Source organism: Actinorhabdospora filicis, assembly GCF_030269765.1.
GTDB classification, from domain to species: Bacteria; Actinomycetota; Actinomycetes; order Mycobacteriales; family Micromonosporaceae; genus Actinorhabdospora; species Actinorhabdospora filicis.
Map to the genome: position 1 here is coordinate 550,898 of NZ_BSTX01000004.1, position 22,991 is coordinate 573,888.

At 73.2% G+C, this 22,991-nt stretch carries 18 protein-coding genes; 8 read left to right on the forward strand and 10 right to left on the reverse strand.

Annotated elements, in window-relative coordinates; genetic code table 11:
• Positions 1-19: 19 nt before the first annotated feature.
• Positions 20-868, forward strand: coding sequence for an SDR family oxidoreductase (locus QSK10_RS27605; RefSeq protein WP_285666060.1), 849 nt, complete (start codon positions 20-22; stop codon positions 866-868).
• An 857-nt stretch (positions 869-1,725) separates the two neighbouring features.
• On the opposite strand, the gene QSK10_RS27610 is transcribed toward QSK10_RS27605, so the two are convergent.
• The 4 genes from QSK10_RS27610 to QSK10_RS27625 all read right to left on the reverse strand — a co-directional run bounded on the left by QSK10_RS27610 (position 1,726) and on the right by QSK10_RS27625 (position 12,506).
• Positions 1,726-1,878, reverse strand: a complete 153-nt coding sequence (locus QSK10_RS27610; RefSeq protein ID WP_285666061.1) for a hypothetical protein — start codon at positions 1,876-1,878, stop codon at positions 1,726-1,728.
• A gap of 94 nt (positions 1,879-1,972) precedes the next feature.
• Positions 1,973-2,332 carry a hypothetical protein gene (locus QSK10_RS27615; protein ID WP_285666063.1) on the reverse strand — a complete coding sequence of 120 codons (360 nt, stop codon included), beginning with the start codon at positions 2,330-2,332 and terminating at the stop codon, positions 1,973-1,975.
• Positions 2,329-2,784: a YajQ family cyclic di-GMP-binding protein gene (locus tag QSK10_RS27620; RefSeq protein WP_285666445.1), complete on the reverse strand. Its 456-nt coding sequence runs from the start codon at positions 2,782-2,784 to the stop codon at positions 2,329-2,331. The genes QSK10_RS27615 and QSK10_RS27620 overlap by 4 nt, the downstream gene beginning before the upstream one ends.
• A gap of 74 nt (positions 2,785-2,858) precedes the next feature.
• Positions 2,859-12,506, reverse strand: coding sequence for an AMP-binding protein (locus tag QSK10_RS27625; protein WP_285666064.1), 9,648 nt, complete (start codon positions 12,504-12,506; stop codon positions 2,859-2,861).
• 134 nt (positions 12,507-12,640) lie between these two features.
• On the opposite strand from QSK10_RS27625, the gene QSK10_RS27630 reads away from it, so the two are divergent.
• On the forward strand, positions 12,641-13,267 hold the full coding sequence (locus QSK10_RS27630) for an ArsR/SmtB family transcription factor (RefSeq protein ID WP_285666065.1): 627 nt from the start codon (positions 12,641-12,643) through the stop codon (positions 13,265-13,267).
• 18 nt (positions 13,268-13,285) lie between these two features.
• Positions 13,286-13,654, forward strand: a complete 369-nt coding sequence (locus tag QSK10_RS27635; RefSeq protein ID WP_285666066.1) for a VOC family protein — start codon at positions 13,286-13,288, stop codon at positions 13,652-13,654.
• Here the strand turns inward: QSK10_RS27635 and QSK10_RS27640 are convergent.
• Complete coding sequence (locus QSK10_RS27640) at positions 13,644-14,270, reverse strand: hypothetical protein (RefSeq protein WP_285666067.1); 627 nt, start codon at positions 14,268-14,270, stop codon at positions 13,644-13,646. The two genes, QSK10_RS27635 and QSK10_RS27640, sit on opposite strands and share 11 nt — an antisense overlap.
• Positions 14,271-14,446: 176 nt before the next feature.
• Here QSK10_RS27640 and QSK10_RS27645 point away from each other — a divergent pair, with 176 nt between their 5' ends.
• Positions 14,447-15,655 (forward strand): MFS transporter, encoded by a 1,209-nt coding sequence (locus QSK10_RS27645; RefSeq protein WP_285666068.1) that lies wholly within the window; start codon positions 14,447-14,449, stop codon positions 15,653-15,655.
• Between the two features lie 44 nt (positions 15,656-15,699).
• On the forward strand, positions 15,700-16,290 hold the full coding sequence (locus QSK10_RS27650; protein ID WP_285666071.1) for a dihydrofolate reductase family protein: 591 nt from the start codon (positions 15,700-15,702) through the stop codon (positions 16,288-16,290).
• 38 nt (positions 16,291-16,328) lie between these two features.
• On the opposite strand, the gene QSK10_RS27655 is transcribed toward QSK10_RS27650, so the two are convergent.
• The 4 genes from QSK10_RS27655 to QSK10_RS27670 form a co-directional block, all read right to left on the reverse strand.
• On the reverse strand, positions 16,329-17,414 hold the full coding sequence (locus tag QSK10_RS27655) for a HEAT repeat domain-containing protein (RefSeq protein WP_285666072.1): 1,086 nt from the start codon (positions 17,412-17,414) through the stop codon (positions 16,329-16,331).
• Positions 17,415-17,456: 42 nt separating this feature from the next.
• Positions 17,457-18,116 (reverse strand): response regulator, encoded by a 660-nt coding sequence (locus tag QSK10_RS27660; RefSeq protein WP_285666073.1) that lies wholly within the window; start codon positions 18,114-18,116, stop codon positions 17,457-17,459.
• Complete coding sequence (locus QSK10_RS27665) at positions 18,113-19,162, reverse strand: sensor histidine kinase (protein WP_285666075.1); 1,050 nt, start codon at positions 19,160-19,162, stop codon at positions 18,113-18,115. Before QSK10_RS27665 ends, QSK10_RS27660 begins: the two co-directional genes overlap by 4 nt.
• A gap of 62 nt (positions 19,163-19,224) precedes the next feature.
• Positions 19,225-20,058: a CPBP family intramembrane glutamic endopeptidase gene (locus tag QSK10_RS27670; protein WP_285666077.1), complete on the reverse strand. Its 834-nt coding sequence runs from the start codon at positions 20,056-20,058 to the stop codon at positions 19,225-19,227.
• A 289-nt stretch (positions 20,059-20,347) separates the two neighbouring features.
• Here QSK10_RS27670 and QSK10_RS27675 point away from each other — a divergent pair, with 289 nt between their 5' ends.
• The 3 genes from QSK10_RS27675 to QSK10_RS27685 are packed head-to-tail and all read left to right on the forward strand — an operon-like array spanning position 20,348 to position 22,283.
• Positions 20,348-20,752, forward strand: a complete 405-nt coding sequence (locus QSK10_RS27675) for an RlpA-like double-psi beta-barrel domain-containing protein (RefSeq protein ID WP_285666079.1) — start codon at positions 20,348-20,350, stop codon at positions 20,750-20,752.
• A 12-nt stretch (positions 20,753-20,764) separates the two neighbouring features.
• A complete protein-coding gene (locus QSK10_RS27680; protein ID WP_285666081.1) occupies positions 20,765-21,364 on the forward strand; it encodes a cell wall protein in 600 nt (199 codons plus the stop codon).
• 49 nt (positions 21,365-21,413) lie between these two features.
• Positions 21,414-22,283: a MauE/DoxX family redox-associated membrane protein gene (locus QSK10_RS27685; RefSeq protein WP_285666083.1), complete on the forward strand. Its 870-nt coding sequence runs from the start codon at positions 21,414-21,416 to the stop codon at positions 22,281-22,283.
• A gap of 36 nt (positions 22,284-22,319) precedes the next feature.
• Here the strand turns inward: QSK10_RS27685 and infC are convergent, their stop codons facing one another.
• The gene (infC, locus tag QSK10_RS27690; protein ID WP_432705370.1) at positions 22,320-22,937 is read right to left on the reverse strand and encodes a translation initiation factor IF-3; all 618 of its coding nucleotides are present in this window, start codon (positions 22,935-22,937) and stop codon (positions 22,320-22,322) included.
• Positions 22,938-22,991 lie beyond the last annotated feature (54 nt).

A 22,991-nucleotide genomic window follows, 5' to 3' on the forward strand; every position in this document is an offset into this window, starting at 1 on the left:
GCCGTGAGGGGAGACCCGCATGTACCTCATCACCGGAGCCACCGGGAACGTCGGCCGCCACCTGGTGTCCACGCTCGTCGCACAGGGCGCGAAGGTACGGGCGGTGACCCGCGACCCCGCCGCCCGCTTCGACCCCTCGGTCGACGTCTGCGTCGCCGACCCCTCCGACCCGTCCACCGTGGACTTCGGCGGCGTCACGGCGGCCTTCCTGAACTCCGCCGCGATCGGGGAGAGCTGCGCCGAGTTCGCCGCGACCGCCCGCGCGGCGGGCGTCCGGCGCCTGGTCGCCCTGGCCGCGTACAACATCGAGCACCCCCTGGCACTCCAGCCCTCACGCGTCCTCGGGCACCGCAACCGCGAATGTGAAGAAGCGGTCGTGGACAGCGGGCTGGAATGGGTGTCCCTGCGGCCCGGGGTGTACACGAGCATGGCCCTGCCGCTGTGGGGGCCCTCGGTCCGCTCGGGGATCGTGCCCTGGCCGTACCCGGACTTCGCCGAACCCGTGGTGGACCCGCGCGACGTGGCCGAGGTCGCGGCGCACGCGCTGCGGCGAGATGACCTGCTGTACCGGCGTCCCCTCCTGGCGTCGTACGCGGTGACGCACCGGGAGATGGCCGCGGCGGTGGGGGACGCGCTCGGGGTGCACGTGGAGGTGCGGGAGGTGTCGGCCTTCGGGTTCGCGGCGGGGTTTCCGGGGGCGGCGGGGGCGGCCGCGGGAGCGGCGGCGGGGCTGGTGGCTTCGCTCGTGGCGCGGTGGGCGGCGCTGGAGGACGTGGAGGCGCCGGTGACGGAGGAGGTGGAGCTGGTGCTGGGGCGGCCGGCGCGGGGGTATGGGGATTGGGCGAGGGATCACGCGGGGTTGTTCTAGGAGGATTGCGGGCTGTCTGGCTTCTTGTCTGGCGCCCCGCGGATCGGCCCTCTGCTATTCGCCACGTTGGCGCTAGTCGTTCCTCGCCGTCTGGTCAGGGGTTTCACCCCTGGGACCCGACCAGGGGTGCGGCCCCTGGACGCCGGACCTCTCTCGGGAGGCTCCACCCGCGTTCGGCCTTTGCGACGGTGAACGATGAACCCCGGGGTGTCAAGACGGAAGTGCTGTCTTGACACCCCGAGAACCCTCGTTCGAAGAACCATCCGGCCGACCGAGGGAGGATCCTCTCCTATCCCGAGCGAGCTTCAGCGGATCTGGTCACGGGGGCGCGGTTTGTTCGCGGGTTGCGGGCCGTCTCGGGCCGGCTCTACTACAACGAGCTTCGTTTGGTGCCCGGGTTTTGACCCCGTAGCGAGCCAGTCACTGTGCCCGGGTCTAAAACAACAAGCTTGTCTCTTGCCCGGGTTTTGACCCCGTAGCAGGCCAGTCACCGTGCCCGGTTTTAGAACAACAAGCTCTCGACCCCACCAGGCTTTTGACCCCGTTGCCCGCCAGTCACTGTGCCCAGCTCTAAAACAACAAGCTCCGTCTGGTGCCCGGGTCTTGACCCCGTAGCCCGCCAGTCACCTTGCCCGGGTTAGTTCCTTCGCGTCGTGCTGCGCATCGCACCCGGCTCGGTTTTGCGGCTCGTTCCTGTCTTCGGGCGGGCCTCATGCCACGGGCTTGCGTGCCCTGCCCGGGTCTTGCCTTCGTTGTCCGCCAGTCCTCGGGCGAGTTTCTCTCCGCGAGCCGGTCGTGTCCCGGCCGCGATCGTGCGGCCCGTCGGCTCTCACGGGGCCCTGGGAGGCCGTCGTCGGTTAGACCCTCGCCCACCTGCTCGCGCGTCCGGCGGCGCGCGCCTTGTCGTCGGCGACCGGCGCTTCGAACAGCGCTTCGGCGAGTCTCGTGCGCTCCTGGCACCTGCCGATGGGCTCGTCCGTGAGGCCGTCATGTCCGGTGATGGCCGCCATGGTGCGCTCGTCATCGCACCCGCCGACCGCTCGCGCGCCTGCCGGTCGTGCGCTCGCCGTGGCTGCGCGAGATCTACGACCGGCAGCCCGGTGGTTAGGCCACCGATTCCCAGTACGCCGCGCCGCCAACGATGAGGATCGGCCAGGGCCAGCACGCCCACAGCCACCACAGGCGGAAGCGTTTGACCATGGCCAGGGCGCCGAGGGCTCCCGAGAGTTGCGCCGGGTCGACTCCCGGGATTCCGCGGATGCCCGCGACGGCGGTGCCGAGGGCCTGGTAGCCGACGATCAGCTCGGCGGTGATCCCGGCCGTGGCCAGCCACCAGGGGACCGGGGTCGTCGCCAGGAGCACGCCGCAGCCCGCCGCGACCGCGACGGCCAGGCCCACCAGGACCATGCCCTCGCGGAAGAGGCGGCGGATGCGCCGCTCGTGCTGCGCTAAGGGGGTCGTCACCGGTAGTTCGTGAACTGGAGGGGGACCTCGATCGTGTCGTCGCCCTTCAGGAGTGCGATGACGGCCTGGAGGTCGTCCAGCTTCTTGCCGCTGACGCGGATCTGGTCGCCCTGGATCTGCGCCTGGACGCCCTTGGGGCCCTCGTCGCGGATCTTCTTGCCGATCTTCTTCGCCACGTCCTGGGCGATGCCCACGGTGAACGAGCAGTCGATCTTGTAGGTCTTGCCGGAGGCGCGGGGCTCCTCGGGCTTGAGGGCCTTCAAGGAGATGTCGCGCTTGATCAGCTTCTCCTTGAACACGTCCAGCGCGGCCTTCACGCGGTCCTCGGTCTCGGCGGTCAGCACGGCCGCCTCTTCGCCGGTGCGCTCGACGGAGGCGTTGGTCCCCCGGAAGTCGAAGCGGGTGGACAGCTCCTTCGCGGTCTGGTTGATCGCGTTGTCCAGCTCCTGCATGTCGAGCTTGCTGACGATGTCGAAGGACGGGTTGGCCACGTCTGCTCCCAGGTCGATGGATTGCCGAAGTCAGGTTACAGCTCGCCGATGGGGGTTTCCGGCTCGGCGCACAGCTGGGCCAGGACCGTCGCGTACGTGTCGAGCCACGCCGTCGCCGTCTCCGGGCGCAGTTGCGCCGGCGAATGCGACAGGCCCAGGTGCCAGGCGTCGGTGCCGGGCACGCACACGAACACCGTCCCGGGCAGGCCCGGCGTCACCGGGGGGTTCTCCAGCGACGCCCGGACGCCCGACAGCGGCAGGGTGCCCACGAACGCGCCGGGGAACAGGAACTGCGGCAGCTCGCCAGGAGCGGCCGAGCCGCGCTCGGCCAGCACGTCCAGGAGCCGGTGCAGCGCTACGTGATTGGCCAGGCCCTCGGTGTGGTCGTGCTCGACGGCGGTGACCAGGTCGGCGAAACCCAGCCCGGGGGCGATGTCCAGGTCCAGGACGGCCGCGGTGGCCAGGGACGCCATCAGGCGCGCCGAACGCGGGTCGTCGCGGTCGGGGTACTGGGTGCGGAGCACGATGCGTCCCGCCCCCGTCATCTTCGACAGGAACACCCCCAGCGCCGCCGCGAACACCGAGTACGGCGCGCACGCCGTCTCACGCGCCAGCGTCAGCGCGCCCTCCACGACCTCGGCGGGCAACGGCACTTCGGTGAACACCCGTCCACCCGAGGCGTCGGGCGTGTCATAGGGCAGCGGCAGGCTCAGCCGGACCCCGTCCAGCCGCCGTGTCCAGTAGTCCATGCGCGCGTCCTCGTCCGGACGCCGCTCGGCCAGCGCGTACGCGATCGCCTGCGAGGGCTCCGGCAGGCGTGGCTGCCGCCCCTCGGCGAGGGCGTTGTACAGCTCCGCCAGTTCGGTGAGGAACAGGTGCCGCGCCCAGTCGTCGGTGAGGAGGTGGTGGAACACCAGGACCAGCCGCCACTCGTGCTCGCCGAGGCGGATGAGGACCGCGCGCCAGGCGTGCCCGTCGCCGAGGTCGAAGAGCTCCGCGCGGGCCTCGTCGGCGCGCTGACCGGCGCGTTCGCCGCGCTGCTGCTCGGGCAGGGCGGTCAGGTCGAGGGACTTCAGGCGTCCCTCGGGATCGTCGAGGACCTCCTGGACCCACGCGCCGTCGCGCTCGAAGAAGCGGCTGCGCAGCGAATGGTGCCGCACCGCCAGGCGCGTCAGCGCCTCCTTGAGGAGCGCGGTGTCCAGGTCACCGGACAGGTCCACGGGGACGGCGATGTTCAGCGCCGCGCCGAGGCGCTCGCTGAACCCGGCCATGCGGCTCTGCACCGAGGCGAGGGGCCCGGAACGGCGGTCCTCGGGCGGGGTGAGCGCCGTCAGCAGCGCGTCCCGGTCGAGGCGCCCGCCCAGGTCGTAGGGCAGCGCGTCCATGGTGACCCAGCGCGCGGGCACCAGGTACGGGGGCAGGCCCACCGAGAGGTCACTCGGGTCGCCGTCGGGGACGACGAAGGCCGCCAGGTACGGGGAGCCGTCGGCGGCGCGCATCGCCAGGACGGCCGCGTCGGCCACGCCCGGGCGGGTGCGCAGGCGCCCGGCGACCTCGCCGGGGTCGACGCGGTGCCCGCCGAGGGGGACCTGCTCGTTGATGCGGCCCTTGAACTCAAGGACGCCGCCGTTGGTCCAGCGCGCCAGGTCGCCGGTGCGGTAGTAGCGCTGCCCGGCGCCGTCCACGGGGAACCGGCGGGCGGTGAGGTCGTCGGCGTGCAGGTAGCCCGAGGCGAGGCAGTCGCCGGCGACGTACAGCTCACCGGGGACGCCGACGGGGACGGGACGTCCCGCGCCGTCGAGGACGTAGAGCCTGGTGTTGTCGATGGGCGAGCCCAGCAGGACGCCGCCCTCGCCGTCACTGGTGGCGGTGTGGCTGGCGACCATCACGGTGGCCTCGGTGGGGCCGTAGGCGTTCACCACCTCGAAGGGGAGGTCCCCGCGCGGGCGCCGGTACAGCGGGTCGCCGCTGACGATCAGCGACCGCAGCGCGCCCGCGTGCCGCACGGCGTCCGGGAGCGCCAGCAGTGCCTCCCCGAGGCCGGTGGGCAGCACCGCGATCGTCGCCGCCGACATCGCGAACCAGCGCGCCACGTCCGGAGCGGTCATCGGCACGTCATCGGTGGCGACCACGATCGCCGCGCCGGCGGTGAGCGCGGGCCAGATCTCCAGCACCGAGGCGTCCCCGCCCGGGCGGCACAGCACCGACGCGCGGTCCTCGGCGGTGACCCGGAAGCGGCGGTGGTACCAGCCGCACAGGTTCGTGACACTGCGGTGGCTCACAACAACGCCATGACTTGCCAAAGAACCATGACCGGCGGGCGAGGACTGACCCGAGGAGTCGCGGCGGGAGTCGTACACGACGTAACACGCGTCGTCGGGGCCCGCGACGCGTTCCAGCGGCGTACCGGGGTATTCGGCCAGCTCACCCGGGTTCGGGCTCATGCGCGGCGCGTCCTCGGGCAGCAGGCCCGCCAGGCCCGTCTCGGCGACGGTCAGCTTCGCGCGGCTGTCGGCGAGGACGTGGGCGATGGCCTCCGGGTCCTGGAACGGGTCGAGTGACAGGTACGCCGCCCCTGTCTTCACCACCGCCAGGAGCGAGACGATCAGCCGCAGATCGCGCGGCATCAGTACGCCGACCACGTCGGAGGGCCCGACGCCCAGCCCGCGCAGCTGATGCGCGACCTGGTTGGCGAGCACGTCGAGGGTCTCGTAGGTCAGGGAGTCCTGCCCGCAGACCGCCGCGACCGCGTCGGGCGTCCGCGCGGCGTGCGCGGCGACCAGCTCGTCGACCGGAGCGTCCGGCAGGTCGGCGTGCGAACCCCGGTGCCAGTGGTCGAGGGCGCCCATGTCGTCATCGGACAGGTCGTCGAGCTGCGAGAGCCGCTGCTGCGGGTCCTCGCTGGCGGCGGTGAGGAAGTCCCGCAGGTAATGCCCCAGCCGCCGCGCGGTGTGCGGCTCGAACAGGTCGGCCGCGTAACCGACCTGCACCGTCGCCCCACCCGCGTGCGGAAGCAGGCTCCAGCTGATCTCGGCGGCCCGCGCGCCCACGGCCGTGGCCACCGGTACCTCCGGCGCCGGACCGTCGAAGCCCGCCGCCTCCGCCAGGCTCGTCCGCACCCGGTGCATCACCTCGGCGAAGGACGGGTCACCACCCAGATCGACCCGCACCGGAGGCCCATCGGCCCGCCCGATGATCAGGTCGTCCTGCCCGCTGAAGCGCCGCAACGTGATCGCGACACCCGCCAGCACCGGCGCGTCGGGCCCCTGCGGCTCCCCGAGGCGCGTGAGCGCCCCGGTGAGCTTCAGGCCCAGCTCGCACTCCTCGACCCCGAAACGCTCCGGGGGAGCACCGGTCCGCATCCGGTCCGCCGGAAGCGACAGCACCGGAACCGGCGCCGACAGCAGCCGCGTGAGATAGGGGTGCGTTGGGGGAGCCGGTGCTGGAGCCGGCGGCACCGTGAAGGAACGCGTGTCGGGCTCGGCCACCGCCGCCGCGTCCGGCGCACCGGCCGGAGCCTCCGGCACCGGAGCGTGCTGAGCCGCGCCCTCGACGGGCGCCGGAACCGGTGCCGGGACCTGCGCGCGGCCGGAGACCCCGGCGGGCGCGGGAGGCGCGGTAGGTGCGAACGAGACACCCGGAACCGCGCGCGCGACATCGGCGGGCGTGGACGGCGGCCCGCTCACCGGCCCACGAGGAGCCTCCGCCACCGGAGCGGGCCCATCGATGGGCCCATGGACGGGCACGGCTGCGGGTTCAGTGGTGGCGCCGGTGGCCGGCTCGGGGACGGGAGGACGCGGCTGCGCCGGAGCCTGCGGAGGCATCTGGAGCCCCGAGGTCACCGGAGCGGGCACGAACGACCGGGGACCGGCCGGTTCGGCCGCGTGACCGGGGAAGCGGTTCACCGGACCGGCGGCCGGAGCCGCCCCGCCGGGCACGGGAGCACCGGGAACCGAACCGATCTCGCCGAAACGAGCCCCGGCCGTGTCGCCCTGCGCTGCACCACCCTGGGCTGAACCACTCTGCGCCGCATCGCCCTGTGCTGCTTCACTCCGCATCGGACGGTCCTGCGAGGGACCGCCCTCCGCCGGAGCGGCGGGCGCGAAGCCGGTCTGTGGGAGAGACCCGGCCGGACGCTGATCCTGCGCGGGCGCGCTCCCGGCGGCCGGTGCCCCGAAGAACTCGGCCTCGGGAGACGCCGCCCCAGACGGGCGAGCCTCAAATGGCTCCGCTTCAAATGGCTCTGTCTCAATTAGCCCTGTCTCCAAGGGCTCTGTGCCGAAGGACTGGGCCCCAGTGGGCTCAGTCCCGGAAGGCTCCGCCCCGAAGCCCTCGGGCGCACGGTGGCCACCCCGCGCCGGACGCTCGGGCTCGTGAGCCGGGGCGGGTACGGGACCCGCCGTCTCGGGCGCACGGTCGTCCGGCGCGTGGGACGGAGCCTCGCGCTCGCCCGGAGCGACCTGCGCGGCCGCGTGGGAGGGCTCACCCGCTGTCACGGCGGTGTACCGATCCACGGGACTGCGGCCCGCAGCGGGCCCTTCGGCCCCGGGAGCCACCGCGAAGCCGTTCTCCGCGCGCGATCCCGGACGTTCGGCCGAGTCGTCGGCGACCGGAGCCTCCCGGCCGTCCGCGAACCCGCCGGACGCCTCGGGCGCACCCGGAGTACGCGCCGCCTGCTCGGCCGTGGCCGCACGCGGCCCGAAGGGCGTGCCGGGAACTGGGCCGTCGGCACGGGCACCAGGTCCGTACACGGTGGACTCACCCCGGGCCGGAGCCTCGGCAGCACGCCGATGCCCCTCTTCGGAGCCCTGTCCTCGCCCGGCCTCCGCCGGAGCGGAGGGAATGGTCTCGCCCGGACCTCCCGACTGCTGTCGCGGAGGCACGAAGGACACCGCCGACCGCCGCAGCGGCCGCTGCTCGGACCCGGCATCGCGCGCCTCGGCGTACGCCCCGGGACCGGCCGTCTCCGGGCCGACATGGGACTCCGGCCCAGAGTGCGTCTCCGGCCCGGTGTGCGTTCCAGGGCCGGGATGGGCCCCGGGACCGGCCTGCGCCCCGGAAACCGGACCGGTGCGCGGATCGGCCTCCGGCCCACCGGGCCGCCGGGTGTCATCCCAGCCGCCTCGGCCGCCCTGTCCGCCCTGGCTGAACGGGCCGCCCCGGCTGATCTGACCGCCGTGTCCGCCCTGGCCGAGGCCGGGGTCGGTCGTGTGGCTGCCCGGCATGTCGCCGTCACGGCCGCCGTGGTCACCATGGCCGCCCGAGGAGGCTGCCGGCCGCGTGTCCCGCTCATGCGCGGGAGCGACCACCGGCTCGGCACCCTGATGGCGCGCGGGTGCCTCGGCCGGGCGCGTGTCCCGCTCGCCGACGGGAGTGTCGGCGCGCGCTGCGCCCTCGTGGCTCGCCCGGTCCTCCGCCGCGTCCGCGAGTGGATGGGCGGCCCACCGCCCGGCCGGATCGCCGGACTGCCGACGCGGACCCTGCGGTCCCTCCTGGCTCCCCTGGCCGTGCTGCCCGTACTGCTCGTGCTCTCCCCGCTGTTCCGGGTGCCCGCCCGGCGCGTCGCCACCGGATCGTGGCGCGCGCGAGCGCTCGTCCGGGACACCACCGGTGTCGCCGGAACCACGGGCCTCGGTGTGGCCGATCTGGCCGATCTGGTCGCCGTGGCCGATGGCGGGCTCGTCGTAGCCGCCGGGCCGCACGCGGCCGCGAGGCCTGTCCATATCGGACCGGCCCGTCCGCTGGTGCGCGGATGCGCCGTCCGGCACGGACCGCTCGTCCGCCCCGGGCTGCTCGTCGGGTGCCGTCTGCTCGGCCGGAAGGGCCTGTGCGCCGGTCGTGCCGGTCGCCGCTTCCCGGTCCGCGCGGTCCGCCTCGGCGAGGGCGGCGTCGAGGGCGGCGCGGGCGAAGCTGTGCGTGTCGTGATCGGGCTCGGTCGCGCTCCCTTCTGCCGTCGTGTCGCGGTCGCCGGGTTCGGTGGAACCCGCCGTGCCGCGCGCCGTTTCCGCTGCCGTGCCCGGTGCCGCGAACAGGGACGGACCGGTGGGGGACGTGCGCTCGCCGCCCGTGTCGCCGCCCCTGCGGCGTCCACCGAAGGCATTGCCCAGCTCGGACAGACCCCGTTCGGACAGGCCTCGTTCGGACAGGCCCGGCCCGGACGGACCCGCCGCGCGGGGACCGTCCTGCTCGGCGGTGACCGCCCCGGGACCGGAAGGACCGGATGGGGAGGACGCAGGACGATCCCCGGCGGGGGAGGCGGCCGGTCCCGCGGAACCGGTGTCCGTCTCCATCGCCGTGGCCGCATCCGCGTCGGGTGCCTGGACACCACGCGTCTCGGCCGCGTGCCGGGTGGATGCGGGTCGTGGACTCTCGTGCGAGCGCGCCTCCGCCGGTCGGTCCGCCGCCGTCGGCCTACCGTCCTGGATGCGTGCGCTCTCCGCTTCACGTTCGATGACCCGTTGGCCCCGATCGGGGCCGGACGCGGCTCGATCGTCAGCCGCGTGACCGGTCGCGCGCTCATCCGCTGCCGCCGTGTCGACTGAGGCGGCGCTCTTCATGGGCGTGACCGTCTCGTCACCGTACACGATGGATTCGCCCGATTCAACCCCCCCGGTTTCGGGGCTCTTCCGGGGCGCCGGGAGGGCGGGGCGGGCGGGCGCGAACCGCGCGCGCAGCTCCGCCAGGGGCGTCCAGCCCTCGCGCATGGCGGTGGGCGGCACTCCGAAGTCGACGATCGCGGCGAGTTCGTCCACGCCCATGTCGCGCAGGGATTCCACGAGGGTCCCGGCCGAGGCGGGGGTGCCGATCAGCGTGCGCGTCCCGCAGAAGCGGTCGTAGGCGCGGCGGAACTCCTCTTCTCGGTCGCCGGAGGCGTCCGCGCCGAGGCTCGCCAGCAGCCGGGCGTCGGTGGCGAGGGTGCGGGACAGCGGCCCGAACGCCTCGCGCCGGGCCGCCGCGAGGTCGGCGGCGAGGTGTGTGTACAGCTCCACCACCACGCGTCCGCCACCGGCGGCGCGGTAGGCCTCGACGCCCGCGCGCAGCTCCGCCGGGCCGAAGGTCACCAGGTCGGCGAGCACGTCGACGCCGAGGCGGCCGGCGCGCTCGAAGTCCGCGTGGGTCTCCGCGCGCAGGGACAGGGGCGCGTCGTGCTGGACCGGCGCGGGGTGCAGGCGCACGTCGTCCAGTGGGGAGCCCAGCCAGAACGCGTCGAAGGCGGCGACGTCGGCGTCGGGGGCGTCGAGCAGCGTCAGCGCCACCCGGCCGCCCGAGAGGTTGTCCACCATCGCCCATTCCTCGGCGGTGCGGACCACGTCGGGCACCGGTACCGCCGCGTGCAGGCGGACGGCCGAGGTGTCGGCGGCCAGGGCTGTGGCCAGAACCGCCGCCGAGGGGAAGGGGCCGGCGTGGCCGAGCGGCGCGCGTCCCGGCAGCCACAGGGTCCGCAGGCCGTGCTCCTCGCTGAACCTGGCCGCCTCGCGCAGCAGCGAGTACCCGCCGCCCACGGCGTCGACGAAGCACAGGCCGATGTCGGGGCTGCTGGCCGAGGCCGTCGCCGCGGGCGCCACCGGCCGGTCGGACGCCAGGTGCTCCGCCGCGCGCGCCGCCGTCGCGGCGGCCTCGGCGGCGAGGCGGATCGCCTCGGCCAGCGCGTCGCGGCCTCCCGTCGCCACGGGGACGGGTGTCGAGGCGGGGCGTGGCATCTGCTGGTCTCCTGTGGACGGCGCTGGGGGGATGGTCTCTTGACGGAACGGGTAGAGTGGCAGGTCAGTACGTCGACCGTCGCTCTCGGCGGTCAGGGCTCCCCAGTCGACGGGGACGCCCGCGCAGTGCAGTTCCCCGATCGCGCGGTGGAAGGCGTCCACTTCGGCGTCTTCCCGGCCGCTGGGGATCGCGGGAACACCCGGCGCCGCCGCGCGTGCCAGCCGGGTCAGCATCGGCTGCGTCCCCACCTCCAGCAGCACCGCGTCGGGGGTGTCGGCCAGCTCTTCCAGCAGCGCGTCGAAACGGACCGTCTGCCGTGACTGCGCCACGACGTACGCCGCCCCGGGCGTCCATCCCGCCGGCCGGACGCTCCCGTCGAGCCCCGACAAGAAGGGAGTCTGTATAGCCCGCCACGTCACCGACTCGGCCAGTGCGCGCAGCGCGCCGCGGATCTCGTCCAGCGGTGCCGCGTGGTAGGCGCGCGTGACCGGTACGCGCTGCCAGCGCAGGTCCAGGGCCTTCGCCAGGCGGCACGCCTTGTCCACGGTGCCCGCCGCGCCCGCCAGGACGTGGTTCTCGGGCCCGTTCACGATGGCCAGGGTCAGGCCCGGGCAGGCCGCCAGGACGGTGTCGACCGTCCCCCGGTCGGCCAGCACGGTGACCATCCCGCCGGGGGGCGTGTCCTGCTCGACCAGCGCGGAGAACCCGGTGACCAGGCGCATCCCGTCGGCCAGGGACAGCCCACCGGCGGCGTGCAGCGCCGCCAGCTCGCCGAAGCCGTGCCCGAGGACGACGTGCGGGCGCACGCCCAGGTGCCGCCACAGCGCGGTCATCCCGGCCTGGACGGCGAACTGCGCGGGCAGCGCGGTGCCCGGCTCGGGTGCGGCGTCGCCGAGGGCGATGGGGACCAGCGGTCTGCCCGCCAGGCGGGCGAAGCGTGCCCCGGCCTCGTCGAGCACGTCCCGGAAGTGCCCGCACCTCTCGTAGAGGGCCTTGGCGGTCTTGTGGCCGGGCTCGGTGAGGCCGGTGTAGGCGAAGACGGGCCGGACGCGGTCGCTGGCGGTGTAGGCGGAGTAGTGCTCCGAGCGCGTCCCGGACAGGTAGGCGTCCAGGCCCTCGGCGAATTCGCCGTCGGTGGCGCCGTAGACCACGAGGCGGTGCCGCGCGTGGCGGCGGCCGAGGGCGGCGGTGGTGACCACGTCGGCGGCGCGCGGGGCCTGGTCCAGCCGCGCGCGGTAGGCGGCGGCCAGCTCGCGGAGGGTGTCGGCGTGCCCGGCGGACACCGGCAGCAGCGCGGGCACCGGCGGCAGGGCGTCGGAGCGGCGGGCGCCGTGCGGCATGCCGTGGTGCTGCGCGACGACGGCGTGCGCGTCGTCGACGGCCACGGACGCCAGGCGCGGCCCGACGGTGTTCTCCTCGCCGTCGCGCACCGCGCGAACGGCCGCGACCAGGTCGGCCGCGGACAGGGTGACGTCCTCGGCGCTCACCCCGGCGGCGTTGAGCGCGTCGGTCTCGGCGTCGGCGGAGACCGCCACGCCCAGGATGACCGCGTGCACGCGGTCGCCGTCGGCGAGGGCGCGGTCGAGGTGCTTCAGCGCCAGCACCGAGGCGCCGGAGGCGTCGTCCCAGTGCCCGGCGAGGGCCAGGTCGGCCTCGCCGTCCAGCAACGCGCGCGCGGCCAGCTGCACCGCGACCAGCGCGGTGGACGCGCCGGTCCACACGCCCACGGCGGGGCCGGGCAGGCGCAGCCGCGCGGCCGTTTCGTCGTCCACAGTGGACTCTGGAGGACCCGCCCACAGGCCCGCGCGCACCCCGCCGCCGGCGTATCCGGCGTCCTCCAGGGCGTGGTGGGCCGTCATGAGGAAGACGCGACGGGAAGGGGGTGTCGACACGGGGTCGGCCACGGCGAAGAAACCCGGGTCGAACGTGTCGCCGGGCACGCCTTCGGCCATGCCAATGACGGCGATGCGGCGGTCATTCATCGGCGTCCTCCGCTGCCTCGCCCGCGATGCCCTGGTGCGCCTGGTCCGTACCCGGACAGGGCGCGAGTCTAACAACTCCCATCTATGTCCGGTACGGTGCGCACGGGCGTTCGGGGCGTGCTTTTCTTGTAGCCGTGAGCACCGTTTCGGGAGATCGCGTCGTCACAGAGCCATCGGTCCTGCGCGCCCTGGCGCACCCGGCCAGGCTGGCGGTGATCGACCTGCTCACCTCCACCGGCAAGACCGCCACGGCCACCGAGTGCGCCGAGGTCGCGGGCCTGTCGCCGTCGGCGATGAGCTATCACCTGCGGACCCTCGCCAAGGCCGGGCTCATCGAGGAGGCCCCCGGGCGCGGCGACGGCCGCGAGCGCCTGTGGCGCGCGCCGATGACGGGCCTGACCCTGCGCACCGAGCAGGACGCCCCGGACGAGGACAAGCGGGCCTTCAGCGAGGTCGTCGACCTGCACCTGGACCGCCTGGTCCAGCGGGTCCGGCACTGGATCGCCACCAGCCATGAGGAGTCGCCGGAGTGGTACGAGGCGGTGACCCTGGCCGAGAGCCGCGTGGTGGTCACGGCCGAGGAGATGGCGATGCTGCGGACGCAGATCCGCGAGCTGCTGGAGCCCTATCAGCGTCCCGCCCGTCCCGAACCCCCCGAGGGCGCCCGTGAGGCCACGATGGCCCTCATCGCCGTGCCCTTGCAGGGCCCGGAGGTCCATCGCAAGGACATGGAGCGCAAAGGGATTGACGGCCCGGGGTGATCGGGCGAACCTCGCCCCATGACGTTATTCGTGCAGAACATCGCCTTCGACTGCGATGACGCCTACACCGTCGGCTCGTTCTGGAGCGCGGTCTTCGGCCTGCCCCTGATGGACGACGACAAGCCGGGCGATCCGGTCGCGGTGATCCGCCGCGAAGGCGGGAACCTCTACTTCGAGCGCGTCCCGGAGGCCAAGACCGTCAAGAACCGGGTGCACCTGTGCCTGCAGGCCGGGAAGAACCGTGACGCCGAGTGCGAGCGGATGCTCGCACTCGGCGCCACGATCGTCGACGACCGCCGTCACCTGAAGGAGGACGGGGGCTGGTGCGTTTTCGCCGACCCGGAGGGGAACGAGTTCTGCGTGCTGGGCCGGGCGGCTACTTCTTAGCGCCGCGCCACATGGCCACCGCGACCCAGGCCGCCCCGATGGCGATGATGGCGCCGTGCGCGATCCGGACGGGCATCGGCGTGAAGTACTGGGGGATGTAGAGGGCCAGGCCGATCGCGAAGACCACGCCGGTCCAGGCGCCGGTCAGCTTGGACCGGCCGATCGCGATCGCGGTGAGGACGCCGCCGGCGCCCAGGAGGGCCAGGCCGATCGCGAAGGTCGTCACCGCCGCCGGGTGGTAACGGAAGGAGTCGACCATGTCCAGCAGCGCCGGGTTGTTGTCGGCGATGGCGCGCGAGGCCATCTCGTGGACGCCGAAGATCTCCGCGCCGTAGTAGGGGAGCGTCATCCCGGCGCCGATCCAGGTGGTGATCATCGCCCAGCGGCCCGCTTCGGCGCCGCGTGTCTCGCGGACCCGGTCGCGGACGGCGGCCACGCCCAGTCCGGCCAGGATGAAGGCGAAGACGCCGAGCAGGTGGGCCAGGATCCACTGGTTCGAGGCCATCGCGGTGGCCGGGTCCATTTTGGTCTCGTCGGGGCGCAGGGCGGGGTAGGCGAGGAACAGCAGGCCGGACGCGGCGAGGGTGATCGCGCCGAGGCGGGGGCGGGTCTGCATCGGGGACTCCTAGATAATGGTGAGCGGTGCTCTCTTCTGAGAGCAGTTAACACGAGACGGGCGCTCACTGTCAAGAGCGGTGCTCTCGAATGTTTCGAAGCGAGTATCTGTGCAGGTCAGAATAGATCTGAAAGAGGCGCTTGACATCCGAAGATGTGAAGCCTATATTTCGAAACATGTCTTTCATAGTTTCCCGCTGGCGCGACGTCTACCTCTCCACCGCCGCTCGCGGCCTCGCCGGAACCGGCACCATGGCCGTCACCGCGACCCTCCTGCTGTCGATCCAGGCCAAGGGCTTCGGCGGATTCGCCGCCGGCGCGCTCATCACCGTCTTCGCCCTCCCCGTCGTCCTGCTCGCCCCGCTCACCGGACGCCTCGTCGACCGCGTGGACAGCCGGGTCCTGCTCATCGCCGCAGGTGTCCTGGAGTCCATCGCCTGCTTCGCGCTCTCCCGCACCGACGCGCTGTGGATGATGTACGCCGGCGCCGCCCTGGTGGCCACCGCCGGAGCCGTCATCCAGCCCACCTTCGGCGCCCTGCTCCCCGCGATGGTCGTCCCCGGCGACCTGCCCCGGGCCGCCGCGCTCAGCCAGACCTCGGCGACCGTCGGCTCCCTCGCCGGTCCCGCCGCCGCGGGCGTCCTGGTCGGCGCCTTCGACGCCCGGATCGCCTTCACCGTCAGCGCCGTCCTGGTGCTGTTCACCGCCGTCGCCGGGCTGCTCCTGCGCACCCGCCGCGGCTCCGCCGAGCAGGCCGCCTCGCCCGCCGGGGCCTGGAAGCTCGGCGACGACCACGCCGTCCGCATCTCCGTGCTCGCGCTGAGCCTGGTCGTCGCCGTCGTGTCCGGCATCAACGTCGCCGAGGTCTTCTTCGTCCGCGGCGACCTGGGCGCCACCGAGACCATGTACGGCTTCGTCGTCGGCGCCTGGCCGATCGGCATGACCGTCGGCGCGTGGATCCTGTCGGGCTGGCTGCGCAAGGCCGGTGACGCGCAGGTGGTGCGGATGCTGTTCCTGGCGATGGCCGTGGCCTGCCTGGCCCTGGGCTCCTCGGGCCTGATCTTCGGCTCCGCCTGGCTGCTGCTGCCCTTCTGGTTCATCGGCGGCTTCGGCAACGGCGCCATCAACGTCGCCATGGGCGTCCTCGTCGCCCGCCGCGTCGCCCCCGAGGCACGCGGCCGCGCCCAGGCCGTCATCCAGGGCATGGTGCAGGGCAGCTCGCTGGCCGGCTACCTCGGCATCGGCGCGATCATGGAGCTCGTGGACGCCCGCTGGATCGTGATCGGCGTCGGCACCGGGGGCGTCGTGATGGTCCTGGCCGCCCTGCCCCTCCTGCGCCGGATCAAGGCCCCTTCGCCCGCGATCGCCGAAACCGTCCCAGCCTGAGACTAGGGTCGCGGGAGAAGCAGGCGAACCGACAGGAGACGGACATGCGCATCACGGCCAACGAGTTCATCAGCCTCGACGGGGTCGTCCAGGCCCCCGGCGGCCCGGAGGAGGACACCGACGGCGGTTTCGCCAACGGCGGCTGGTCCCACCCCTACTTCGACGTCGACATCATGGGCCCGTTCATCGACGGGACCCTGACGCAGGCCAGTGACCTCCTCTTCGGCCGCCGCACCTGGCGGGTCATGGCCGACGCCTGGCCCGGCCGCGCCGGAGACCCCTTCGCCGACAAGATGAACGCGATCCACAAGTACGTCGTCTCCGCCACCCTCGCCCCCGACGACACCGAGTGGAACAGCACGGTGATCCCCGGCGCGAACGCCCTGGACGACCTGCGCAAGCTCAAGGAGAGCGGCGAGGGCGAGGCGCTCGTCATGGGCAGCCCCACCCTCGTCCGCGCGCTCATCGCCGAAGGCCTCCTCGACGAGCTGCGCCTCATGGTCATGCCGGTGCTCCTCGGCGGCGGCAAGGGCGTCTTCCCCGCCGACGGGAAGATGCGGGGCCTCGAACTGGTGTCGTCGGTGACCGGCGACATCGGCACCACCGTCGCGATCTACCGTCCGACGGGACAGTGAAAGACAGACGGGCGGGCGTTCGGGAAAGCGCCCGCCCGTCACCCGCGTGACAGGTAACCGGCCATCTCCTCGCGCGTGCGGGGGAGGCCGGTCTCGCGCATCAGGATCCCGAAGTTCCCGAAGGACGACGTCCCGATCAGCCACGGCCCGCGCGCGTGGGCGAGCGCGCGCACGACCCGCCGCTGCCGCTCCGGCAGCGCGCCGAAGGCGACGCCCGCGGCGACCGGCTCCGGGAACGCCATGGCCAGGACGCGGTAGGCCACGGTCAGCGCCTCGGTGCCGGTGAGCCGGGTCAGCCCGTCGAGGAGCACGTCGAAGACATCGCCCCCGGCGCGTTCGAGCGCCAGCGCGGCCAGCGCGCGCACGTTCCCTTCAAGGAAGGGGACGTCGAGGGGCTCGCCGCCCTCGGACAGCCACGACGTCAGCTCGGCGATCGCCCGCGCGTCGCCGGTCCCGGCGAGCGCGACGGACGCCGCCCAGCGCACCGGGCGCCGCTCGTCGTCCAGCAGCGCGGGCGGGACCTCGCCGCCGATGAGCGAGGCGGCCACGATCGCGGTGGCGGCCACGGCGTCCACGGGGTCGGACGCCAGGCCCAGCAGCGCGGGGACGTGCCCGGGCCGGTCGGGGAACCACGCCAGCACGTAGGCCGCCGAACAGCGCACCCCCGCGTCGGCGTCGGACAGCAGGCCCGCCGCGATGTGCGTGCCCTTGGACACCGCCCGGTGGATGGAGTAGAGCAGCTTCGCCCACGAGCGCGAGCCGTAGACGGCGAGGGCCTCGCCGCCCCGGGCCGCGTCCCGCAGTTCGTCGAGGTCGAAGCCCCCGGGCAGGTGCTGCTCATCGAAGCCGACGGTGACCAGGGCCAGCAGCCGGAGGATCGCGTCCCGGTCGCCGATCCCGGGGTCGGCGGCCAGCTCCCACAGGAACGGCACGGCCTTGGGGGTGGCCTTGTAGCGGGTGCCCTGGTGGTAGATGTTGGCGAAGAGCTCACCGAGGGCACCGTGCCGGGTCTCCTCGTCGGGGGAGGCCAGTTCGCGCAGCTGGCGGGGTACGTCCCCGGCGGAGCCGTAGGCGTGGGAGAGCTTGGCCCAGTCGATGTCGTCGAGTCCGTCGAGCACGGTCACCTGTCCACGAAGAAGGGGCCCTCATCATGGCAGCGGGGTACGTCAGTCCGGGACGGCGACGCCGGAGCGGTAGGCGAACACGACCAGCTGCGCGCGGTCGCGGGCGCCGAGTTTGAGCATCGCGCGCCCGACGTGGGTGCGGACGGTCGCCGGGCTCACCGCCAGCGCGGCGGCGATCTCCTCATTGGACCGTCCACTGGCGACCCATCCGACGATCTCGCGTTCCCGCGCGGTGAGGCGGGACAGGTCCGGGTGCGGCGAGGCGGCGCGCGTGCCGAGGTAGTGGCCGATGACCTTGCGGGTCACCGAGGGTGAGAGCAGCGCGTCCCCGGCGGCCACGACGCGGACTGCGTGCAGCAGCTCGCCGGGATCGGCGTCCTTGGTGATGAAACCGGCCGCGCCCGCCGCGAGCGCGTCGAAGATGTAACTGTCGACGTCGAAGGTGGTCATCATGACCACGCGGGTGCCGGACAGCGCCGGGTCGCCGCAGATGCGGCGCAGGACCTCCAGTCCGTCGAGTCCGGGCATGCGGATGTCCAGTAAGGCCACATCGGGCCGTTCCAGTTGGACGAGGTGGAGGGCCTCGTGGCCGTGCGCGGCCTCGCCGGTCAGGGTGATGTCGGGTTCCTCGGCGACGAGGACGCGCAGGGCGAGGCGGATGAGGCTCTGGTCGTCGGCGACTACGAGCCGGATGGGGGTCACGGTTCCAGGCTGCCGTACGGGAGCCTGGCGCGTACGGCGAATCCGCCACCCGGTTCGGATCCGGACGTCAGGGTGCCGCCCAGGAGTTCGGCGCGCTCGCGCATCCCGGCGCGCCCGGCGCCTTCGGGGCCGGGCGGGGCGGTGCCGTCGTCCACGATGGACAGTGTCAGGACGCCGTCGGCGGCGCCGATCGCGACGTGCGCGCGGGTGGCGCGGGCGTGCCGGATGACGTTGGTGAGGGCCTCCTGGGCAATTCGGTAGGCCACCCGGTCGACTGTGGACGGTGGCTCGCCGGGCGCGGCCTCAAGGCTCACCGGGATGGGCATCCGTGCCAGCAGCGCGGGAAGCGCCGACAGGCCGGGCGGGCTCCCGGTGAGCGGGGCGATGGCGGAGGTGAGCTCGGCGAGCCCCGCGCGTCCGCTGTCGCGGATGGCGCGCAGGCTCTCGGCGACCTCGGTGGGGGTCGCCGCGCCCCGGCGTTCGATGACGTGCAGGGCGACCCCGGCGTGCATGGTGATGACGGCGAGCCCGTGGCCGACGGCGTCGTGGACCTCGCGGGCGATGCGCAGCCGCTCGCGCGCCAGGTGCAGCTCCCGGTCGCGGTCGGCGGCGCGGCGGCGGGTGTCGCGGACGGTGGCCAGGGCGAGTCCGGTGGCGGCGGGCGGGATCAGCCAGATCGCCGGCGCGAGAGGTTCGAAGGTCGAGAGCGCACCGACCGCGTAGCTCGCGGCGGCGACGACGGCGGTGTGGCGCCAGGGCCGCAGGAAGGCGAAGGTGCCCAGGGCGACCATGGCCGGGACGAGCGCCGGGCCGTACGGGAATCCGGCGAGCAGGTAGGCGTGCGTCCCGGCGAGGACCGCGATGACGCAGGCCATGGGATGCGTGCGGCGGACGGTCAGGCACAGCGCGGTGGCCGCGATGAGCGCGTAGCCGCGGGGGTCGTCGAAGCGGAGGCCCTGGTTGGCCGCCGCCGGTGCCTGGGCGAGGCACGAGGCGGCGGCGATGACCGCGGCGATCGCGGCGTCGGCGCGCAGGGTCCGGCTCATCCCCGAAGGCTAGGCGCGCCCGCGCTCCGGCGTCGTCCACAAGGGAACGTAGGCGGCCTGCGTCAGTTGAGGTATAGGGGGATAAGCGTGACGGCGTTGGTGGCGGCGTGCACCGCGATGATCGCGGTCTTGGAGCGGAAGCGCGTCCACAATGTACCGACGAACAGGCCCATCAGGCCCTGGAAGGCGATCGCGGCGGCCACGTCGGGCAGCGGCGAACCGAAAGGGTGGTGGGAGGGCAGGTGCATGCCCGCGAACAGCATGGACGCCATCAGCAGGCCCGGCAGGCGGCCGAAACGGGCCTCCAGGCGGGTTTGCAGCGCCACCCGGTAGAACAGTTCCTCCAGGATCGAGGCGGTGACCAGGGTGATGAGCGCGATGACGGTGAGGGTGACCAGGTCGGGGTAGTCGGCCGGGTCGAGCGGCGGCTGCCGCAGCGGGCTCACGTACTCCAGCAGCGCCCAGACCGCGATCGCGGGGACCGGCCACAGCGCGGCCCACCCGCGCGGGCGCTCCAGTGGCGCGAACGGCGTCCGGCGGCGGCCGATGAGGGCCACCAGCAGCGCGCCGCCGCCGAAGAGGGCGAGCTTGACCAGCGGGTAGCCGTAGCCGATCGGGAACACCGCGATGAGGACGGGGAAGGCCACGGCCAGCGCGACGAGCGTCCACGTCTCGCCGTCGGGCCGCCTCGCCGGAACCGGAGCGGGTGTCCGGACAGGGATCAGCCACGCGATGAGGAGCCCGGCGAGCAACGGCAGGACGGCCGCGGCGAGGCTCTGCGGGATGGCGCCCTCGTCGCTGGAGGTGCGGATCGAGGTCCGGCCGGTGGCCAGCAGGTAGAGGGGCCCGGCGGCGGCGAGGGCGATGAGCGCCCAGGTGAGGGGTCGGTTGCGCATGAGTCGATCTTCGCGGCGGGACGGGCCGTCCGCCTCGGCTGCGGGCAGGAAAGGCGTGTACCACGAAAGTCGTACCCGTCCACCATGGATGGCCGGTCTTCGTAGCCTTTCTTCCGATCTTGATGCGAAGGTAGGAATTTTCCACCTTTCCCATTGACGGCGGTAGTTTTCCGCCGACACACTGTTCACCAGCGTCGATGGCCATCACGCCGCGTTCCACAACCGGCACGTCGACCCCGCCGCGGCACCGGCGGGGCGACATCCCCAATCCCCCCTGAAGGGAGGATCCATGGCGGCCCTCTACGGCGAGGTCTCCTGGTTCTGCTGCGGGAACTCGTGGGGTCCGTGCGGCTCCACCGGGCACGGCTCCTGCGGAACCTGCAACAGCGGCAGCAGACAGCACGCGTGGCCCAACGCGTCCGACGCGTGCTTCGCCATCACCAGACCCGACCGCTGCGGCGAGAATCTCCTCCGCCGCACCTGCGGTCACGTCCACACGACCACCAACCGCTGCAACGGCAAGGCGGTGGCCACCTCGATCGCCGACTGCGGCCCGCAGACGGACCTGTTCTGCGGCGAGCGCACCTGCTGCGGGACGGTGTGCGGCAGCAACCGCGTCATCGACCTCACCCCGTCCGCCTACAGCGCCATCGCCAGCCTGTCCTCCGGGCTGACACCGGCGATGGTCTCGTAGGGAGCGTCGAGAATGGACAGACGCAGACTGCTCACCACCGCCGTGCTCGGCGGCGCCGCCGGACTCGTCGGGGCCACCGCCCTGGGCTCGCTGTCCCCCGAGGACGTGTGGGCCGCCGAAGGCGCCAACGCCAAGATCAACCCCGGCGATCCCGACCCGAACTTCGTCGAGGGCCGCGTCACCGCGGTCAGCGACGCCGTCGTCTTCGTGACGAGCTCGGACGGGACCTACCACAGCATCCGGGTCACCACCGGCACCTCGATCTGGAAGCTGAACCCGTCCACACTGGACGAGGTCAAGGTCGGCGACGGGCTCTACGCGCGCGGCGTGCGCATGCCCGACAACACCCTCGCCGCCGATTCCCTGTGGGTCAACATCGTCAACCTGAACGCCCACGTGGACTCCATCGGGCGCGGCCACCTCAACCTCGACCACCACGGCCAGCGCGTCGTGGCCCACGTCGAGCAGGGGCGGTCGGCCGCGGTGTACAACAACACGCCCGCCGTCTCGGACATGTCGATGCTCCAGGCCGGCAAGCACGTCAAGGTGATCGGCGCCTGGCACCCCGACACCAACGAGATCACCATCTCCACGGTCTACGCGGCCGTCTGACCCAGGGCCGGGTGGGCGACCACCCGGCCTCCACAGTGGAGTGATCGTGATGCCCTACACCGTTCAGGCCCTCGTGCTGGGGGCCGTCCTCGCCTGGTCGGGCGCCCTCAAGCTGTTCTCCCGGTACGCGCCCGCCGAAGCCCGGCGCACCGCCCTGGCCGGGCTGCTGGGGGAGAAGGCCGTGCCCGCCCACCGCGTCCTCGGCGGCGCCGAACTCGCGCTGGCCGCGCTGTTCCTGGCGCCACCGGCGCTCACCGCCGAGGCCGTCGCAGGGATCGCCCTGACCACCGGCTTCCTCGCCTACCTGACCTACGCGGCCGTCGCCGCGCCCGACGCGTCCTGCGGCTGCCTGGGCTCCCGGCCCGCCCGGGTGACCTGGCGGGCCTTCGCCCGCGCCGGGACGCTGCTGGCCGCCGCCGTCCTCGCCCTGTTCGCCACCGGCGCCTGGTACACGTCCATTTTGGACGGACGCGCGATCGCCCTGGTGATCGGCGAACTGGCACTGGTGGCGGCCCTCTCACCCGAACTCGACCACCACTGGCTGACGCCGCTGCGGCGGCTGCGCGTCCGCCTCACCCACCCGCTCGCCAGCGGCGTCCCCGTCATCCCGCTCGACGCCACCGTCACGCAACTGGTGCGCTCGGGCGCCTGGCGGGCCACCTCGGCCCTGGTGACCTCCGACGTCACCGACCACTGGGACGAGGGCGAGTGGCGGTTCCTGGCCTACACCGCCCGCTACGACGGCGAAGCGGCCACGGCCGTATACGCCGTCCCGCGCCTGCGCTACGACCCCGGCGCGGTGCGGGCCGCGCTCGTCGCCGAGGACGGCGCGACCCTGTACGCGGTGGACGGGCCGCCGCCCGGCGAGGTCCCGTCCTGGGCCCTCACCGTGCAGACGCCCGAACACGTCCGGACGTGAGGAACCGGGGCGATCACGCGATCGCCCCGGCCCGTCCTACCGCGCCTCGGCCGTCACCGGCTGCTGAGTCACAGCGTCGCCGGAAGCCTGCGGCATGGTGCTACCAGAAGCCTGCACCACGGTGTTACCGGAAGCCTGCGGCTTCTTGGGCGGCGCGAGCATCATGATGATGTTGCGGCCGTCCCGGCTGGGCGCGGACTCCACCACGGCCAGCTCGCCCAGCTCACCGGCGAGCGCGTTCAGCAGGTTCACGCCCTGCTCCGGGCGGCTCTGACCGCGGCCGCGCAGCCACACCGACGCCTTGACCTTGAAACCGGAACTCAGGAAGCGCGTGATGTGCCCGCGCTTGGTCTCGTAGTCGTGGGAGTCGATGCCCACGCGGAAGTTGATCTGCTTCACCACGACCTGCTGCTGATTGCGGCGGGCCTCGCGGGCCTTCTGGCTCGCCTCGTACTTGAAGCGGCCGTAGTCCATCAGGCGGCAGACCGGCGGGGTGGCGTTCGCGGCGACCTCGACCAGGTCGAGGCCGACCTCGGCGGCCAGATCGAGGGCGCGCTGGAGCGGGACGATGCCCACCTGCTCGCCCTCGGGGCCCACGAGACGGATCTCCCGGGCGCGGATTTCTTTGTTGATGCGATTGTCGAACGTCGGCAAAGGCGTTCCTCTCAAAAGGAGACGGGGAAGTGTCGTGCGGATTTGATGCGCGCC

Excerpts from the sequence above, each read along its gene's own strand:
- QSK10_RS27605 (WP_285666060.1), top strand. The coding sequence starts at position 20 with ATGTACCTCATCACCGGAGCCACCGGGAACGTCGGCCGCCACCTGGTG.
- QSK10_RS27610 (WP_285666061.1), bottom strand. The coding sequence starts at position 1,878 with ATGGCGGCCATCACCGGACATGACGGCCTCACGGACGAGCCCATCGGC.
- QSK10_RS27680 (WP_285666081.1), top strand. The coding sequence starts at position 20,765 with ATGGACAGACGCAGACTGCTCACCACCGCCGTGCTCGGCGGCGCCGCC.
- QSK10_RS27675 (WP_285666079.1), top strand. The coding sequence starts at position 20,348 with ATGGCGGCCCTCTACGGCGAGGTCTCCTGGTTCTGCTGCGGGAACTCG.
- QSK10_RS27670 (WP_285666077.1), bottom strand. The coding sequence starts at position 20,058 with ATGCGCAACCGACCCCTCACCTGGGCGCTCATCGCCCTCGCCGCCGCC.
- QSK10_RS27685 (WP_285666083.1), top strand. The coding sequence starts at position 21,414 with ATGCCCTACACCGTTCAGGCCCTCGTGCTGGGGGCCGTCCTCGCCTGG.
- QSK10_RS27625 (WP_285666064.1), bottom strand. The coding sequence starts at position 12,506 with ATGAATGACCGCCGCATCGCCGTCATTGGCATGGCCGAAGGCGTGCCC.
- QSK10_RS27665 (WP_285666075.1), bottom strand. The coding sequence starts at position 19,162 with ATGAGCCGGACCCTGCGCGCCGACGCCGCGATCGCCGCGGTCATCGCC.
- QSK10_RS27645 (WP_285666068.1), top strand. The coding sequence starts at position 14,447 with ATGTCTTTCATAGTTTCCCGCTGGCGCGACGTCTACCTCTCCACCGCC.
- QSK10_RS27635 (WP_285666066.1), top strand. The coding sequence starts at position 13,286 with ATGACGTTATTCGTGCAGAACATCGCCTTCGACTGCGATGACGCCTAC.
- QSK10_RS27640 (WP_285666067.1), bottom strand. The coding sequence starts at position 14,270 with ATGCAGACCCGCCCCCGCCTCGGCGCGATCACCCTCGCCGCGTCCGGC.
- QSK10_RS27620 (WP_285666445.1), bottom strand. The coding sequence starts at position 2,784 with ATGCAGGAGCTGGACAACGCGATCAACCAGACCGCGAAGGAGCTGTCC.
- QSK10_RS27650 (WP_285666071.1), top strand. The coding sequence starts at position 15,700 with ATGCGCATCACGGCCAACGAGTTCATCAGCCTCGACGGGGTCGTCCAG.